The organism is Kitasatospora sp. NPDC092286, assembly GCF_044755565.1.
GTDB lineage: Bacteria > Actinomycetota > Actinomycetes > Streptomycetales > Streptomycetaceae > Kitasatospora.
In genome coordinates this window covers 156,512-172,900 of record NZ_JBIVRD010000007.1, presented here as the reverse complement: position 1 = coordinate 172,900, position 16,389 = coordinate 156,512, and the positions used below count along the sequence as shown (strand labels likewise).

Sequence of the window (16,389 nt, the reverse complement as noted above, 5' to 3'; positions counted from 1 at the left end):
AGGGCGTTCGGCCCGGTTCGTACGGGCGGTTCTGAGCCCCGTCCGCCGACCGGCCCCGCCCTGCCGGGCCGGTGCCCTAGCCTGGCCCACGGCCGCCGCGGAGGGCGGTCTCCCGATAGCGGAGGGTGTCATGAATTCGCTTGCGAAGAAGGCACGTTGGGCAGGTTCATTGATGGTGGCCGGGGTGCTGCTGGTCACCGGCGCGGGTGCCGCCGCAGCCGATCAGGCGCCCGAGGTGCCGGGTGCCACCGCGGTCGGCTGGCGGTCGCTCGGGCTGGCGGTCAGCCCGGACGGGACCAGGGCGTACGTGGTGGCGTGGGACCGGGTGGGCAGCGACCTCTCCGTGGTGCTGCGGACGGTCGACACCCGGACGGGCACGGTGGTCGCGCGGCTGACGCTGGCCGACACGGGGACGGCGGGCCGGCCCGTGGTCAGCCCGGACGGCTCCCGGCTCTATGTGGTGGTCTCGGAGCAGCTGGTGGCCGTCTCCACCGCCACCAACACCGTGCTGTCCCGGACCCCGGCGCCGGACCAGCCGCGCCCGGCCGGCTGGAGCCAGGGGAGGCTGACCGGCCTGGCGGTCAGCCGGGACGGCGCGCGGGTCTACGTGGACCAGTACGGGCCGTACGGCCTCAACCAGGGCGTCGGCACGGGCCGGGTGCTGGTGTTCTCCACCGGGCAGGACGCGTTCACCTCCACCGTGCCGGTGGGCGGCTACCAGGTCGACTCGATCGCCGTCGCCCCGAACGGCGGCGCCGCGTACGTCAGCACCGACCAGGGGCTGTTCCACCTGGACACCGGCGGGGCCGTCCCGGCGGTGGCCCGCGTCGTCGACCGGCTCGGCGCCAGCACCGAACTGGCACCCTCCCCGGACGGCACCCGCCTGTACGCGCTGGGCTGGCAGACCGGCAGCGGCACCGGCTACGAGGTCGACACCGCCAGGGACACCGCCCGGCCCGCGGTCACCTTCGGCTCGGGCTGGGTCGACGTGCACTTCGTGTCCGTGAGCCCGGACGGCCGCCGCCTGTACGTGCTCAAGGACGGGTGGGCCCCGAAGGCGTCGGTGCTGTCCTTCGACACCGCGACCAACACCGGCGTCCCGGCGGAGACGCTCACCGGGTTCGCCCTGGACGGGGTGTCGGACGCGGCGGTGGGCCCGGACGGCCACACGCTGTACGTGGTCGGCCTCCACGGCGGCGACGGCTCGTACCTGAAGACCGTCGGCTTCTGACCCGCGGTCCGCGGCGACGCACCCGCGGCGGGCGGCCGGGGACACCGGCCCGCCCGCCGCACCGGTGCGGGGGCTCAGGTGCCGGGCCCGTCGGGAGCGGACGTCCGCGGTGCCTCGACGAACCACCCGGGGCCCCTAAGGTCGTCGGCATGAGTGAGATTCAGAACGGCGGGGCCTCCGTCCGCGTCCTGCTCGCCGAGGACCAGGGGATGGTCCGGGAGGCGCTGGCCGCGCTGCTCGGGCTGGAGGGGGACATCGACGTCGTCGCGCAGGTCGGGCGCGGCGACGAGGTGGTGGCGGCCGCCATCGCGCACGAGGTGCAGGTCGCGGTGCTGGACATCGAGATGCCGGGGATGACCGGGATCGAGGCGGCCGCCGAGCTGCGCCGGCAGCGGCCCCAGACCAGGATCGTGATCGCGACGACCTTCGGGCGGCCCGGGTATCTGCGCCGGGCGATGGAGTCGGGCGCGGACGCGTTCCTGGTGAAGGACGCCCCGGCGGCCGAGCTGGCCGAGGCGATCCGGCGGGTGCTGCGCGGCGAGCGGGTGATCGACCCGGCCCTGGCCGCCGCCGCGCTCGCCGAAGGGGCGAACCCGCTGACGGCCCGTGAGCGTGATGTGCTGGCGGCCGCCGCCGACGGGGCGGTGAACGCCGACATCGCCAAGCGGCTGCACCTCTCCGAGGGGACGGTGCGCAACTACCTCTCGATGGCGATCCAGAAGACCGAGGCCCGCAACCGCACCGAGGCCGTCCGGATCGCCCGGGAGAAGGGCTGGCTGTGAAGCCGGTCAGTTGAGCCGGTGCCGGGCCGCGCGGGCCTCCTGCCGGACCTTCGCCGCCGCGTCCGGGTCGAAGGCGTCCAGGATCTCCGCGTACGCGTCCATCTCGGCCGAGCCGCCGAGGAAGTCGCCGGTCCGGACGAGCAGCTCGGCCCGCTCCAGCCGGAGCTGGGCGGGGTGGCGGGGGAGCAGCAGGGCCAGTTCGGTGGCCCAGAGCTGGGTGCGGGCGTGCTCGGGACGGTCGGCGGCCCAGCCGCGGATGTTGCCGAGTACCCGCAGCACGATGTCCAGCGGCTGCGCGGGGGTGAGCAGTTCGGGCGTGAACGGGTGGCCGGTGGCGTGGACCAGGTCGGTCACGTCCGTGAGGTCGAGCAGCCGGCCGCCGTGGAACGGGTCCGCCAGGACGTAGTCGTCGCCGCCGTCCGGGCCGCCGACGGCGACGATGAAGTGGCCCGGCAGGGCGACGCCGTGGACGGCCAGCCCGGCCCGGGCGGCGACCGCCGTCCACACCAGCGACAGCATGATCGGCAGCCCGCGCCGGCGCCGCAGCACGTCCGGCAGCAGCGAGGACTCCAGCCGCCGGTAGTCGGACTGCCGCCCGTGGAACCGCTCCCGCCCGCCGAGGACGGCCGCGAGCAGGGCGGCCGTCTCCTCGGGCCCGGCCGGCGCGCGCTCCGCGACGGCGAGCCGGACGGCGGCGGCGTGCCGGTCCAGCGCGGCCTCGCAGGCGGCGAGCAGCGCGTCCAGGGTGGGCGGCTCCCGGAGGTCGTCGGGATCCGGTGCGGGGCTGTGCTCGGCGGCCGCGAGCAGGCAGAGCAGCACCGGATCGGGGTGCTCGGCCCGGGCCTCGGTCCGGAAGCGTGCTCTGCTCTGCTCGGTCACGGTGGCTGCGACGGCTTTCGTGCGGCGGACGGCTGGGACGGCTGGGACGGCTGGGACGGCGGACGAGGGACGGCCGGTGGTGGACGGCTCCCGGAGCGCGCTACCGCTGGGGGAGGCGGGCGTAGTGGTAAGTGTGACTGGTCGTGAAGCCAAGTCCGTCATAGAGCGCGATCGCACCATCGTTCTCCGCCTCGACCTGGAGGCAGGCACCGGTGGCGCCCTCCTCGGCGGCCCGGGCGGCGAGCACCGCCATCAGCGCCGTGGCCAGGCCCGCGCGCCGGGCGTACGGGGCGACCTCGATCGCCCCGAAACAGGCCCACGGTCCGTCGATGACACAGCGTCCGATCGCCGGCGGCGGCTGACCGGCCGCCCCCGGCACGGTGGCGAACCAGACCGAAGGGCCGCCGTGCAGCACCGCCCGGGCGGCCTCCTCCACCGCCGGGTCGTCCGTCACCCGCCGGTACAGCGCCATCCACTCCGGACCGGCCGTCCGGGACAGCCGGACCCGGTCGTGCCCCGAGCCGATCCGGGCCAGCGGCGCCAGCGCGGCGGTCCGTACCAGGGTGGGCGAGTACGCGGCGCCCAGCCGGTCGAGCTCGGCGCGCAGTTCCTCCGGCGAGCCGGGCACGCAGACCTCGACCCAGGCGGGCAGGGCGCGCGCACGGTACCAGTCCTGGACGGCCGCCAGCGCCCGCGGCAGCGGCAGCCCGGGGTCGCCGAGGGCCTGGACGGAGTTGGCCCGGCGGGTGAAGCCGGCCGAGGCGCGCAGCGTCCAGTCGCCGAGCGGCTCCTGCTCGACGGCGGGCCAGCCGCGCGCCGCGATCCGCTGGAGCTCGACCGCCGTCGCGACGGGCGGGGCGACACGCCGGGCCGGGAAGAGCGGCACCACCTTGCCCGCGACCAGCAGCTTCTCGTCGAACGAGACCGGATCGCCACTCCTCGGGACGACCGTCAGTCCAAGATCGTCCCACGATGTGAGCACGCCGATCACATCGCGGAACACCGGCCTGTCGTCCACGAACTCCGAGACGCGCCGTACTGAAACGCGTCGTCCCACGTCAGAGCGGTCTATCCGGACCTCCGGACGCGACTCCACGGGCCCGCTGGACGCCATCTGGGCACCTCCTGTGCATTTGCGGTCTCCGACCCGCGATACTAGGGGCGGGCATCGACGACGCCGCGCTCACCCGCGCACGCGAGCAAAACAGAATGGGCCGCCGAGCCCTTCCGAGGAGGAACGACAGCGTGACCTACGTCATCGCGCAGCCTTGTGTCGACGTCAAGGACAAGGCGTGCATCGAAGAGTGCCCGGTTGACTGCATCTACGAGGGCGAGCGATCGCTCTACATCCACCCGGATGAGTGTGTCGACTGTGGCGCTTGTGAGCCGGTCTGCCCGGTCGAGGCGATCTTCTACGAGGACGACACTCCGGAGGAGTGGAAGGACTACTACAAGGCGAACGTCGAGTTCTTCGACGACCTCGGTTCGCCCGGTGGTGCCTCGAAGCTCGGCCTGATCGAGCGCGACCACCCGTTCATCGCCGCTCTGCCGCCGCAGAACGCCGACCACTGACCGATCGGTGGCAACTGAGCTGTGAGTACCAACGACAGCACGCACGCGCCGTTCCCGGGCCACCCGGGGGCGGCGCGCCGCGTTTCCGACCTCCTGCCGGTCTTCCCCTGGGACAAGCTGGAGCCGTACAAGCGGACCGCCCTCGCCCACCCGGGCGGGCTCTGCGACTTCTCGGTGGGCACCCCCGTGGACCCGGTCCCCGAGGTGATCCAGAAGGCGCTGGCCGCCGCCACGGACACGCCCGGCTATCCGACCGTCTGGGGCCCGGTGGAGCTGCGCGAGGCGATCGCCGGCTGGCTGCGCCGCCGGGTCGGCGCCGAGATCGGCCCGGAGGCCGTCCTGCCGACCGTCGGCTCCAAGGAGCTGGTGGCCTGGCTGCCGACCCAGCTCGGCCTCGGCCCCGGTGACCAGGTCGCCTACCCGCGGCTGGCCTACCCGACGTACGAGGTGGGCGCGCGGCTCTGCGGCGCCGAGCCGGTCGAGTACGACTCGGTGGACGAGCTGGACGGCTCGCGGGTGCGCCTGATCTGGGTGAACTCGCCGTCCAACCCGACCGGCCGGGTCCTGGGCGCGGACGAGCTGCGCCGCGCGGTCGAGTGGGCCCGGGAGCACCGGGCGCTGCTGGTCAGCGACGAGTGCTACCTGGAGCTGGGCTGGGAGGCCGACCCGGTCTCCGTCCTGCACCCGGACGTCTGCGGGGGCTCCGGCCGGGAGAAGCGGCACGAGGGCCTGCTGGCCGTCCACTCGCTCTCCAAGCGTTCCAACCTGGCGGGCTACCGCGCCTCCTTCGTGGCGGGCGACCCGGTGGTGGTCAGGGAGCTGCTGGAGGTGCGCAAGCACGGCGGCATGATCGTGCCGGCGCCGGTCCAGGCGGCGACCGTCGCGGCGCTCGCGGACGACGCGCACGTGGCCGAGCAGCGTGGACGGTACGCGGCCCGGCGCTCGGCGCTGCGGGCGGCGCTGGAGGCGTACGGCTTCCGGGTGGAGCACTCGGAGGCGAGCCTCTACCTGTGGGCGACCCAGGACCGGCCGTGCTGGGAGACGGTGGCCGAACTGGCCGGTCTGGGCATCCTGGTGGCGCCCGGCGACTTCTACGGGCCGGCCGGCGGGCAGTTCGTCCGGGTCGCGTTCACCGCGACCGACGAGCGGGTCGCGGCGGCCGTGGAGCGGCTGCGCGGCTGAGCCCGCGGACGTGCTGCGGAGGGGGCCGGTGCCCCGACGGACACCGGCCCCCTCCGCGTGCCGTTCCCCGGTCAGCCGATCGGCAGCCCGCTGAGGCTGCCGCCGTTCAGGCCGCCCAGCAGCCCGGAGAGCGGGCCGGTGAGGCCGGCCAGCGGGTTGTTCGCGCCGAGGTCGGTGCCGCCCAGGCGGTTGGCCGAGCCGTGCTCGGCCAGGCCGAGCACGTCGGCACCGGGCAGACCGGCGGGCAGGGCGCGGGTCACCGCGCCGATCGGCAGCGCGTCGGTGACGGCGTTGGCGCCGGGGACGGCACCGGTGAGCGTCTCGGCGCCGGGCAGGGCCTGGGTGACCGCGCCGGTCTGGGTGAGCCCGCCGACCGGGTTGGTGGTGGCGGCGCTGCGGCCGGCCGCAGCGTGGCCGGTGACGGCCTCGCCGAGCTTGCCGGCCAGGGCGGAGGCCACCTTCGGGGTGACGGCGGAGAGCTGGCCGGTGGTGGCGGCGGTCTTGTCGACCGGCGCGGTCAGCGAACCGGCCTTCTCGTTCGCCTCGGGAAGCTGCTGGGCGACGATGTTGCCGGTGGCGTCCGCGGTGGCGGGTACGCCCGCGGCGACGGTGGCGGCGCCGGTGTTCCCGGCGGCCTGGCCCAGCTCGTGGGTGGTGTGCTGCAGGGTGGAACTCGCGTCGGTGTTGGTCAGCTGGCCCAGCGGCGCGGCCAGGTCCGACTTGGGCAGCAGGGCGTCGGCTGCGGACGCGGAGCCGGCCGCGACCAGCGGGGTCGCTCCGGCCGCCACGAGCAGCGCGGCCTGGGCGATCCGGCGCGTGAGGGAGTGAGACATGGGGCTCCTCGAAGGGTCTGGGTCCGTCCCGTCCGCCGGGCGGACGACGTTCATACCGCTTGAGAAGCCAGAAGGTTTCGGTCGGTGCAACGAAAGCGCATAGCCGACGATCGGATCGTATGTCTGACGCTGTGCCGGGTCGGCCGGCCCGTCCGGTGGCGCGGACGGGCCGTGGCCAGGGGAAGTGACGGTTCTGCACTCCGGCGGGGACAACCAGCCACCCGTCCACCGGGGTTGACCGGAATCACCGGTTCGGCGGTAACCCGGACACCAGTGCGTCAGCTCTTCCCGACGGAGGCCAGCGAGACCTGCACGAGCTTGGTCGAGGTGCCGGTCGGCTGCGGCTTCCAGCCGTCCTCGGACTTCGCCTTCCGCCAGATCCTTCCGTCGTACGCCACCGTCTCGATGCCCAGCTCCTGGGCCTGCGTCACCGCCCAGTGCGCCACCGCCCAGCCGTTCTGCCGCTCGGCGTCCGGGCCCGCGTCGGTGCTCGCGGCCGGGTCCGGCGTCAGCGAGACGGCGTTCCCGACGCCCTTGATGGTGGAGGCGTACCCGGTGGCCGGCGTCACCGTCCGGCCGAACTCACGGCGCACCCGGTCGGCCAGCGCCTGCGACCGGTCCGGCCGTCCGGCCGGCGAGGCGGAGGCCGACGCGGACCCGGTCGGGGTGGCGGCGTCGTCGGCCGGATCCGGCGCGTCGAAGTCGTGCACCACACAGGTCAGCGAGGCCGGCTCGCGGCCGGTGAGCGCCGAGGCCAGCAGCGTCGCCTTGGTCTCGTGCTTGGCGTAGGCCTGCGGGTAGCCGCTCTTCTGCACCTGCTGCGCCGCGTCGGTCAGCGGAAGCCGGGTGTAGCCGGGCACCTTGACCAGGCCGTCCAGGAACTTGTTGGTCGCGTAGACCGGGTCCATGATCTGCTCCACGGTGCCCCAGCCCTGCGAGGGACGCTGCTGGAACAGACCGACCGAGTCCCGGTCGCCGCCCGACAGATTACGGATCTTGGACTCCTGCATCGCGGTCGCCAGCGAGATGGTCACCGCCCGGTCCGGCAGGCCGCGCGCGTGCGCCACGGCGGCGATCGTCGCCGCGTTGGCCGCCTGCGGGAGCTCCAGCGTCCCCTCGCCGGCCGGCGTCTTCACCTCGCAGCCCTCGGCCGTGAACTTCTGGTCGCGGAGCCAGTACAGCCCGACCGCGACCAGTACGAGCGCCAGCAGCCCGATCAGCACCGCCCGCAGCGGCCTGCGGCGCCGCCGGGGCGCCGTGTCGCCGCCCTGCCCGCCGCTCCTCTTCCTGGCCACCGCCGCCCCTCTCCACCGTCCCTTGATCCGACACCGTACCCACTCGGACGGACGTACGGCGCAGGCGGTTCTGTGTTATCGCCCTTCGCCGCCGGGCGCTCGTACCCGGTGCCGACGCTCCTCGCTTCGTCGCGCCCTCCTTCGTCGGTTGCTCCCGCGCTCTTTCGCTTTCGGCACCGGCGCGCCCTTTGGCTCAGGGCGGGTTCGCCCTTCGCCGCCGGGCGCTCGTACCCGGTGCCGACGCTCCTCGCTTCGTCGCGCCCTCCTTCGTCGGTTGCTCCCGTGCTCTTTCGCTTTCGGCACCGGCGCGCCCTTTGGCTCAGGGCGGGTTCGCCCTTCGCCGCCGGGCGCTCGTACCCGGTGCCGACGCTCCTCGCTTCGTCGCGCCCTCCTTCGTCGGTTGCTCCCGCGCTCCTTCGCTTTCGGCACCGGCGCGCCCTTTGGCTCAGGGCGGGTTCGCCCTTCGCCGCCCGGTGGCGCGGCGATAGGCTGGACGACCATGAGCAGCCCGAACACGCCCCTGGACCTCACCCTCGACGGCGGCACGCTGACCGCCCGGCTCGTCGACTTCCCGTCGGTCAGCGGCGACGAGCAGGCGCTCGCCGACGCCGTGGAGGCCGCCCTGCGCGCCTACCCGCACCTCACCGTCGACCGGCACGGCAACAACGTGGTCGCCCGCACCGACCTGGGCCGCGCCGAGCGCGTCCTGCTCGCCGGCCACCTGGACACCGTGCCGATCGCCGACAACCTGCCCTCCCGCGTCGAGGGCGACCTGCTCTACGGCTGCGGCACCTCCGACATGAAGTCCGGTGTGGCCGTCCAGCTGCGGCTGGCCGCCACCCTTCCGGAGCCCAACCGCGACCTCACCTTCGTCTTCTACGACTGCGAGGAGGTGGAGGCCCACCGCAACGGCCTCGGCCACCTCGCCGCCGAGCACCCCGACTGGCTGGCCGCCGACTTCGCGGTGCTGCTGGAGCCCAGCGGCGCCACCGTCGAGGGAGGCTGCCAGGGCACCATGCGGGCGCAGATCCGGCTCACCGGTGTGCGCGCCCACTCGGCCCGCAGCTGGCTCGGTGACAACGCCATCCACCACGCCGCCGAGGTGCTCGGCCGGCTCGCCCGGTACCAGCCGCGCCGGGTGGAGATCGACGGCCTGGAGTACCGCGAGGGCCTCAACGCCGTCCGCATCGACGGCGGCGTGGCCGGCAACGTCATCCCCGACGAGTGCGTGGTGACGGTCAACTTCCGCTTCGCGCCCGACCGCAGCGAGGCCGACGCCGAGAAGCACGTGCGCGAGGTCTTCGAGGGCTACGAGGTGACGGTCACCGACTCCGCCCCGGGCGCGCTGCCGGGCCTCGCCCAGCCCGCCGCGCAGGCCTTCCTGGCCGCCACCGGTGGCGTCGCCCGCGCCAAGTTCGGCTGGACCGACGTCGCCCGGTTCAGCGCGTTCGGCGTCCCCGCGGTCAACTACGGCCCCGGCGAACCGAACCTCGCGCACAAGCGGGACGAGCACTGCTCGCTCAGCGCCGTCACCGAGACCGAGCAGCGGCTGCGCGCCTGGCTGACCAGCTGAGCAGCCGCCGAACACGCCATCTTCCGGACGCCCAACCGACCTTCCCCCGTTGCCTGAAAACGGGGATCAACGGGCGTAGGGTTTCGTCATGACAGGCACAGGAGACGACAAGCACTACGGACACGGCCCCGAGCAGGTGGGCGAGCCGCCGCAGAAGAAGGCCTGGCCCGAGAAGCAGAAGGGCCCGGTGCTGGTGCGCCGGGACCAGGTCGGCACGAGCACCACGGACCAGCGCCTGCTGGACACCACCGGGCCGACCGACTGGCTGCACACCGATCCGTGGCGGGTGCTGCGGATCACCTCCGAGTTCGTCGAGGGCTTCGGCGCGCTGGCCGAACTCCCTCCCGCGATCAGCGTCTTCGGCTCCGCCCGGACCCCGGTCGACTCGCCCGAGTACGCGGCGGGCGTGGAGATCGGCCGGGCGCTGGTCGAGGCCGGCTACGCGGTGATCACCGGCGGCGGCCCGGGCGCGATGGAGGCCGCCAACCGCGGTGCCTCCGACGCGGGCGGGCTGAGCGTCGGCCTCGGCATCGAGCTGCCCTTCGAGCAGGGGCTCAACGAGTTCGTCGACCTCGGACTGAACTTCCGTTACTTCTTCGTCCGCAAGACGATGTTCGTCAAGTACGCGCAGGGCTTCGTGGTGCTGCCCGGCGGACTCGGCACGCTGGACGAGCTGTTCGAGGCGCTCACCCTGGTGCAGACGAAGAAGGTCACCCGCTTCCCGGTGATCCTCTTCGGCAGCGAGTACTGGGGCGGCCTCTTCGACTGGCTGAAGAACACCCTGGTCGCGCAGGGCAAGGCGGCCCCGCACGACCTCGAACTGTTCCACATCACCGACGACGTCGACGAGGTCATGAAGATCCTCGCCGACGCCCGTCGGCCGGTGAACGGGATCTGACCGGCCTACGCCAGCCCCCGGCGGGCCACCGCCGGGGGGCGGGTGCCCCGGATCGAGGCGACCATGTCCAGCACCTGCCGGGTCTCCGCCACCTGGTGCACCCGGTACACCTGGGCGCCCAGCCAGGCCGAGACGGCCGTGGTCGCCAGGGTGCCGAGCAGCCGCTCGTCCACGGGCCGGTCCAGCGTCTCGCCGACGAAGTCCTTGTTGGAGAGCGAGACCAGCACCGGGAAGCCGGTCGCGGTCATCTCCGGCAGCCGCCGGGTGGCCTCCAGCGAGTGCCGGGTGTTCTTGCCGAAGTCGTGCCCCGGGTCGATGATCAGCGCGTCCCGCCGCACCCCGAGCCCGGCGGCCCGCTCGGCCAGCCCGACGGTCACCCGCAGGATGTCCGCCATCACGTCCTCGTAGCCGACCCGGTGCGGCCTGGTCCGCGGTTCGGCGCCGCCCGCGTGGGTGCAGACCAGCCCGACGTCGTGGCGCGCGGCCACCTCGGCGAGTCGCGGGTCCACCCCGCCCCAGGCGTCGTTCAGCAGGTCAGCGCCCACCTCGCAGACCGCCTCGCCGACCTCGTGCCGCCAGGTGTCCACGCTGATCACGGCCCCCGGGTGGCGCCGGCGCAGCTCGGCCACGAACGGCACCGTGCGCCGCAGTTCCTCCTCGACCGTGACCTCGTCGCCCGGCCCGGCCTTCACCCCGCCGATGTCCAGGATGGCCGCGCCCTCGGCCATCGCCCGGTCCGCCGCGGCGAACGCGGCCTCGTCGGCGAAGGTGGCGCCCTTGTCGAAGAACGAATCCGGGGTGCGATTGACGATCGCCATGATCACCAGCTCGTCGTCACCGAATTCCCGTGGTCCCAGACGCAGTGCCACCGATGTCTCCTCCACAGCTGCTCCGGGTGCGATGATGGCCCCCGGCCTATCGGGGACCATGATCCCACTGTTGTCAGGGCCGGCCGGGAAGTCGGGAGGACAGCTCGTGTTCTGGGTGATCGTGGTGGCCATGGCCGTGGTGGTCGGCGGCGCCGCGCTGGTGGCGCTCGGCGGGGGCGGCTCGCTGCCGGAGGCGGTGCAGGACCGGATCGCCGCGCGGCTGCCGCAGGACCGTCCGCTGAGCCGGGACGACGTGGACGGGATCAGGCTGCCGATGGCCGTCCGCGGCTATCGGATGGACGAGGTGGACGACGTCCTCGACCGCCTCGGCGCGGAACTCGCGTACCGCGACTCGCGGATCGCCGAGCTGGAGGCGGGCGCCGCGCTGCGCGGCGCGGTCGAGGCCGGCCCGGACACCGGCGCCGAACCGCTGCCGGGCCTGGAGGAGTTCGCCAAGGTGGTCGAGCCCGCCGTGGTGCTGACCAAGGAGCCCGAGGACGCGAAGCCGGGGCGGGACCAGTGACCGAGCCGCTGACCGAGCCCCGCGCCGGGACCGGCGCCGTGGTCGGCCCGGACGGGCTGCGGCGCTGCGCCTGGGGCGACTCGGCGGACGACTACCGGGTCTACCACGACACCGAGTGGGGCCGCCCGGTGCACGGCGACGACGCCCTGTTCGAGCGGGTCTGCCTGGAGGCCTTCCAGTCCGGGCTGTCCTGGATCACCATCCTCCGCCGCCGCGCGGGCTTCCGGGCCGGGTTCGCCGGATTCGAGATCGCCAGGGTCGCGGAGTTCGGACCGGCCGACGTGGAGCGGCTGCTCGCCGACACCGGCATCATCCGCAACCGCGCCAAGATCGAGGCGGCCATCGCCAACGCCCGGGCCGCCCGCGAACTCGACGGCGGACTCGACGCGTTGATCTGGCGGTTCGCCGGTGACCCGGACCGGCCGGCCCCCCGCACCATGGGCGAGGTGCCGGCCATCACACCCGAGTCGACGGCGCTGGCGAAGGCGCTGAAGAAGGAGGGCTTCCGCTTCGTCGGCCCGACCACCGCCTACGCCCTGATGCAGGCCTGCGGCCTGGTCGACGACCACCTGGCCGACTGCCACGTCCGGGCGGCCCTGACGCGCTGAGGCGGCCCGGACGGCCCCTCGGGCCCGGGCGTCAGCGCCCCAGGTACTCCGGCTTCTCCTTGGCGATGAAGGCGCGGACCGCGATCCGGTGGTCCTCGCTGTCGCCCGCCAGGGTCTGCAGCTCGTCCTCCTTGTCCAGCAGTTCGTCCAGCGTGTGCGAAGCGCCGTACGCCAGCGACTCCTTGATGGCGCCGTACGCCACCGTGGGGCCCGCGGCCAGCTCCTTGGCGAAGGCCCGCGCGGTGGCGGCCAGCTCGGCGGCCGGGACCACCTTGGTGGCCAGACCCAGCTCCATCGCCTCGGCGGCCTTCACGGTCCGCGGCAGCATCAGCAGTTCGGTCGCCTTCGCGTGCCCGACCAGCCGCGGCAGCGTCCAGGACGCGCCCGAGTCGGCGGTCAGCGCGATCCCGGCGAAGGCGGTGTTGAAGCCGGCCGTGTCCGCGACGATCCGGAAGTCGCAGGCGAAGGCCAGCGAGGCGCCCGCGCCCGCCGCCACCCCGCCGACCGCCGCCACGGTCGGCTTGCGCATCCCGGCCAGCGCCCGCAGCAGCGGGTTGTAGTGCTCGGCGACGGTCTTCAGCGCGCCCTCGCCGGTCTCCCCGGCCCGCTTGAGCAGCTCCAGGTGCTCCTTGAGGTCCTGCCCGACGCAGAACGCGCGCTCACCGGCGCCGGTGAGCAGCACCGCCCGCACCGCCCGGTCCTCGGCGGCGGCCGCCACGGTGTCCCGCAGCGCCACCTTGGTCGCGGTGTCCAGCGCGTTCATCGCCTCCGGGCGGTTGACGGTGATGACGGCCAGGCCGCCGTCGAGCTCGTACAGGACGGAATCGGACATGGGCGAGGGCTCCCTTGTGATCGTCGCGGGGTCGGTCGTCTGTCAGGATGCCGGAGTGCGCGGCCGGGTGGGGAGTGTGAGGTATCGCACCTTTCGGTGCCGCGCCGACCGCCGCCGCGCCGGGGCTTATGCCGGGAAATGTGCCGCTTGGGCCCAATCCGGCCGTGGTTGCACCGAGAGTGATGTTGGTCATCAGCCCGTGGCATGCGGGATAATGGCTTCCGATCAATGCGTTCGATACCGGCGGTGGACGGACTGCCGGTGCGTAGCTGAGCGTTGCAGGAAGGGGAACGAGCATGGCGGCCATGAAGCCGCGGACGGGTGACGGCCCGCTCGAAGTCACCAAAGAGGGGCGGGGCATCATCATGCGCGTTCCGCTCGAAGGCGGCGGACGCCTTGTGGTGGAGCTCACGCCTGACGAGGCCGACGCCCTCGGCGAGGCCCTGAAGAAGGCCTGCGGCTGACCGCAGCGGGAACTCCCCATCTCCTGGAGATGTGCCGCCGGGCCCGGGTTCGACACGATGTGTCGGCCCGGGCTCTGTGGTTTCCGCCCCGGGCCCGGGTCCTGCCGGGCCCCGCTGCCCGGCCGGGCCCCCGGCCCCGTCGGGCCCGCTACCGCTTGACGGCGCAGAGCAGGCCGTCCGAGACGGGCAGCAGCGCCGGCAGCAGGTCGTCGCTCTCCCGGACGTCCCGGACCAGGTCGCGCACCGCGTGGGTCTGCGGGTCCTGCTGCTCCGGCTCGGCCAGCCGGCCCTCCTGGAACACGCCCTCGAAGCAGACCATCCCGCCCGGTCGCAGCAGCCGCAGCGACTCCGCTAGGTACTCCCGGGACTCCGCCGGGTCCCCGTCGCAGAACACCAGGTCGTACTGGCCGTCCGCGAGCCGGGGCAGCACCTCCAGCGCCCGGCCCGGTATGAACCGGGAGCGGTTGGCCGCGAATCCGGCCGCGTGGTAGGCCTCCCGGGCCAGCTGCTGGCGCACCGGCTCGGAGTCCACCGTGGTGAGCACACCGTCCGGCCGCATCCCGCGCAGCAGGTAGACGCCGGAGACGCCCGTCCCGGTACCGATCTCGGCGACGGCCTTGGCGTCCAGCGCCGCGGCCAGCAGCCGCAGGCAGGCACCGCCGCTCGGCCCGATCGACCTTATTCCCGTCCGCGCCGACTGGGCCCGGGCGTAGGTCAGCACCGCGTCCTCGCCCACAAAAGTGTCGGCGAGGGCCGCACGCGCGGGCCCGAACTCGCTGATGGCTGCCTCTTTCGGAGCCCCGGGTGGCGGCCCGGTGCCGAGGGGATGTCGATATTTCCTGCCACAGATTACTGGCCGACCGGGAACCGCGTACGGCGGCGGGCCGTTGCTGAAGAAGGGACCGGCCTGCGGATACCCCCCGGGCACTTTTATCCGGGCTTGACGGGTGAGGTGGATATGGTGGTGGCCCTGCTGGGCAGAAGAGCCGACCGAGGAGGTGTGGCCGAGGGCGACGTCCCTGTGCGGCGGCACATCCGCGGCACCGCGTCAGTCCGTACGCCGAAGCCCGTGATGAACCAGCCTGCGCACTCCACCCTGGACCAGCCGGCCGCCGAGACGCCGGTCGCCGGTGCCGCCGAGGCCCCCGCCGCCCTCGCGACCTTCACCGAGGGTCCCGACGCGCAGACCTGGACTCCGCCCACCTGGGAGGAGATCGTCGAGGCGCACAGCGCCCGCGTCTACCGCCTCGCCTACCGCCTGACGGGCAACCAGCACGACGCCGAGGACCTCACCCAGGAGGTCTTCGTCCGGGTCTTCCGTTCGCTGTCGACCTACACCCCCGGCACGTTCGAGGGCTGGCTGCACCGGATCACCACCAACCTGTTCCTGGACATGGTCCGCCGCCGCCAGCGGATCCGCTTCGACGCGCTCGGCGAGGACGCGGCCGAGCGCCTGGCCAGCCGCGAGCCGAGCCCGGCCCAGCACTTCAGCGACACCCACTTCGACGCCGACGTCCAGCAGGCGCTCGACACCCTCGCCCCGGAGTTCCGCGCCGCCGTGGTGCTCTGCGACATCGAGGGCCTCTCCTACGAGGAGATCGCCGCGACGCTGGGCGTCAAGCTCGGCACCGTCCGCAGCCGCATCCACCGCGGCCGCTCCCACCTGCGTGCCGCGCTCAAGCACCGCGCCCCCGGCTCGGCCCCCGGCCGTGAGCGCCGGGGCGGCTCCGAGGAGCCGGTGCCGGTCGGTGCCGTCGCCGGTGAGGCCGTCGGGGCGCCTGGTGGGCGCGGACGGAGGCGATCGTGAGCGCAACCGGCCGGTCAGGGCCGGACGCGGTCGGCAAGGCCGCGGCCCGGAGGAGCGGTTGGGCCCAGCTCGGGCGCCGGGGCCACGAGGAGCCCGACGCGCCCGCGGTGCTCGCCGGCCCGCTGCCGGGCGAGTCGGCGCTGCGCGCGGTGGCCGTCCGGCCGACCGAGCCCGCCGCCGAGGAGCACCATCTCGGGGAGCGGCTCTCCGCCTTCGTCGACGGCGAACTCGGCCATGACTCCCGTGACCGTGTCCAGGCCCACCTGGCGACCTGCCCGGAGTGCCTCGCCGAGGCCGACGAGGGCCGGGCCGTCAAGCACCTGCTGACCCGTACCGGCACCCCCGGCCCGTCCTCGGCGCTGATGGCCCGGCTGATGGCCGTCGGTGCCCTCCCGGACGACGAGCGGCCGGGCGGCCGGCCCCGCCGCGACGACGACGACCTCCCCGGCGGCGGCGTGGCGGCCGCGGGCACGCTCGGCGGCAGCCGGCTCACCGGCGGTTCGTTCGGCCGGGGCGCGGGTGCCTCCTTCGGCGCGGGCGCGCTCGGCGCCGACGCACCGCTGCCCGGGGTCGACCCGAGGGCGTTCGGGCGCGGCGGTTCGGTGCTGCGCCCGCTGATGGGCCGGCGCACGGGCCGGCCCGAGGCTCCGGTCCGGCCGCAGCCGGCCGCGGCGGCCACCGCGGTGGCCCGGCAGGCCCCGCCGCGTGGGCGCCGGTTCGTCTTCGCCGCCGCCGGTGCCTTCTCGGTCGCCGCGGTCACCCTCGGCGGGGTCGGCGGCTTCGCCGGTCCGGCCGACGAGCAGCACGGCACCTCGGTGAGCCCGGTCGGCGGCCCCGGCCGCGGCGGTCCGGTCCCGATGAACGCGCAGGTCCCGGTGGACTTCCCGGTCCACCCGGTGGCCGCCACCCGTTCCGCGGTCCCGCCCCGGGACCTGCCGGACCGCGTCACCGGCTCCGGTCTCGCCGGGATGCACCACGAGAACCGCTAGAACGGGCCTCGCGGGCCGCTCGTGACGGTTATGGCCATCGGCAGGTCTTTAC

General features: G+C 74.2%; 18 protein-coding genes. 11 read left to right on the top strand and 7 right to left on the bottom strand.

Going from position 1 to position 16,389, the window contains the following annotated elements:
- Positions 1-130 precede the first annotated feature (130 nt).
- The gene (locus tag ACIQIB_RS09635) at positions 131-1,231 is read left to right on the top strand and encodes a YncE family protein (protein ID WP_400655083.1); all 1,101 of its coding nucleotides are present in this window, start codon (positions 131-133) and stop codon (positions 1,229-1,231) included.
- Between the two features lie 149 nt (positions 1,232-1,380).
- Positions 1,381-2,013, top strand: a complete 633-nt coding sequence (locus tag ACIQIB_RS09630; protein WP_400655085.1) for a response regulator — start codon at positions 1,381-1,383, stop codon at positions 2,011-2,013.
- A gap of 6 nt (positions 2,014-2,019) precedes the next feature.
- Here ACIQIB_RS09630 and ACIQIB_RS09625 read toward each other — a convergent pair whose 3' ends face one another.
- Entirely contained in the window at positions 2,020-2,892 is an 873-nt protein-coding gene (locus tag ACIQIB_RS09625) for a transglutaminase-like domain-containing protein (protein WP_363610836.1), read from the bottom strand.
- Positions 2,893-2,992: 100 nt separating this feature from the next.
- A complete protein-coding gene (locus tag ACIQIB_RS09620; RefSeq protein ID WP_400655088.1) occupies positions 2,993-3,910 on the bottom strand; it encodes a GNAT family N-acetyltransferase in 918 nt (305 codons plus the stop codon).
- Between the two features lie 227 nt (positions 3,911-4,137).
- On the opposite strand from ACIQIB_RS09620, the gene fdxA reads away from it, so the two are divergent.
- Together fdxA and dapC are read left to right on the top strand one after the other, a co-directional pair.
- Positions 4,138-4,464: a ferredoxin gene (gene fdxA / locus ACIQIB_RS09615; RefSeq protein WP_030061559.1), complete on the top strand. Its 327-nt coding sequence runs from the start codon at positions 4,138-4,140 to the stop codon at positions 4,462-4,464.
- 21 nt (positions 4,465-4,485) lie between these two features.
- Positions 4,486-5,646, top strand: a complete 1,161-nt coding sequence (gene dapC / locus ACIQIB_RS09610; protein WP_363610840.1) for a succinyldiaminopimelate transaminase — start codon at positions 4,486-4,488, stop codon at positions 5,644-5,646.
- Between the two features lie 71 nt (positions 5,647-5,717).
- Here the strand turns inward: dapC and ACIQIB_RS09605 are convergent, their stop codons facing one another.
- Together ACIQIB_RS09605 and ACIQIB_RS09600 are read right to left on the bottom strand one after the other, a co-directional pair.
- Positions 5,718-6,479, bottom strand: a complete 762-nt coding sequence (locus ACIQIB_RS09605; RefSeq protein WP_363610842.1) for a hypothetical protein — start codon at positions 6,477-6,479, stop codon at positions 5,718-5,720.
- Positions 6,480-6,757: 278 nt separating this feature from the next.
- Positions 6,758-7,774, bottom strand: coding sequence for a hypothetical protein (locus ACIQIB_RS09600; protein ID WP_363610844.1), 1,017 nt, complete (start codon positions 7,772-7,774; stop codon positions 6,758-6,760).
- A gap of 499 nt (positions 7,775-8,273) precedes the next feature.
- Here ACIQIB_RS09600 and dapE point away from each other — a divergent pair, with 499 nt between their 5' ends.
- Together dapE and ACIQIB_RS09590 are read left to right on the top strand one after the other, a co-directional pair.
- On the top strand, positions 8,274-9,347 hold the full coding sequence (gene dapE / locus ACIQIB_RS09595) for a succinyl-diaminopimelate desuccinylase (protein WP_400655094.1): 1,074 nt from the start codon (positions 8,274-8,276) through the stop codon (positions 9,345-9,347).
- A gap of 88 nt (positions 9,348-9,435) precedes the next feature.
- Positions 9,436-10,245: a TIGR00730 family Rossman fold protein gene (locus ACIQIB_RS09590; protein ID WP_363610848.1), complete on the top strand. Its 810-nt coding sequence runs from the start codon at positions 9,436-9,438 to the stop codon at positions 10,243-10,245.
- A gap of 5 nt (positions 10,246-10,250) precedes the next feature.
- Here the strand turns inward: ACIQIB_RS09590 and folP are convergent, their stop codons facing one another.
- Complete coding sequence (gene folP / locus ACIQIB_RS09585) at positions 10,251-11,063, bottom strand: dihydropteroate synthase (protein ID WP_363610931.1); 813 nt, start codon at positions 11,061-11,063, stop codon at positions 10,251-10,253.
- Positions 11,064-11,220: 157 nt separating this feature from the next.
- Here folP and ACIQIB_RS09580 point away from each other — a divergent pair, with 157 nt between their 5' ends.
- Positions 11,221-11,637 (top strand): DivIVA domain-containing protein, encoded by a 417-nt coding sequence (locus tag ACIQIB_RS09580; RefSeq protein WP_363610850.1) that lies wholly within the window; start codon positions 11,221-11,223, stop codon positions 11,635-11,637.
- Positions 11,634-12,245, top strand: a complete 612-nt coding sequence (locus ACIQIB_RS09575) for a DNA-3-methyladenine glycosylase I (RefSeq protein ID WP_400757432.1) — start codon at positions 11,634-11,636, stop codon at positions 12,243-12,245. Before ACIQIB_RS09580 ends, ACIQIB_RS09575 begins: the two co-directional genes overlap by 4 nt.
- Before the next feature lie 31 nt (positions 12,246-12,276).
- Here ACIQIB_RS09575 and ACIQIB_RS09570 read toward each other — a convergent pair whose 3' ends face one another.
- Positions 12,277-13,077, bottom strand: coding sequence for an enoyl-CoA hydratase-related protein (locus ACIQIB_RS09570; protein WP_363610853.1), 801 nt, complete (start codon positions 13,075-13,077; stop codon positions 12,277-12,279).
- Positions 13,078-13,373: 296 nt separating this feature from the next.
- Between ACIQIB_RS09570 and ACIQIB_RS09565 the strand changes: the two genes are divergently transcribed.
- Positions 13,374-13,541 (top strand): DUF3117 domain-containing protein, encoded by a 168-nt coding sequence (locus tag ACIQIB_RS09565; RefSeq protein WP_014137929.1) that lies wholly within the window; start codon positions 13,374-13,376, stop codon positions 13,539-13,541.
- 148 nt (positions 13,542-13,689) lie between these two features.
- Here ACIQIB_RS09565 and ACIQIB_RS09560 read toward each other — a convergent pair whose 3' ends face one another.
- Complete coding sequence (locus ACIQIB_RS09560) at positions 13,690-14,322, bottom strand: O-methyltransferase (RefSeq protein WP_363610933.1); 633 nt, start codon at positions 14,320-14,322, stop codon at positions 13,690-13,692.
- Positions 14,323-14,613: 291 nt separating this feature from the next.
- Here ACIQIB_RS09560 and sigE point away from each other — a divergent pair, with 291 nt between their 5' ends.
- Both sigE and ACIQIB_RS09550 read left to right on the top strand, forming a co-directional pair.
- On the top strand, positions 14,614-15,348 hold the full coding sequence (gene sigE / locus ACIQIB_RS09555) for an RNA polymerase sigma factor SigE (RefSeq protein ID WP_400655258.1): 735 nt from the start codon (positions 14,614-14,616) through the stop codon (positions 15,346-15,348).
- Positions 15,345-16,337, top strand: a complete 993-nt coding sequence (locus tag ACIQIB_RS09550; protein ID WP_363610855.1) for a zf-HC2 domain-containing protein — start codon at positions 15,345-15,347, stop codon at positions 16,335-16,337. Before sigE ends, ACIQIB_RS09550 begins: the two co-directional genes overlap by 4 nt.
- Positions 16,338-16,389 lie beyond the last annotated feature (52 nt).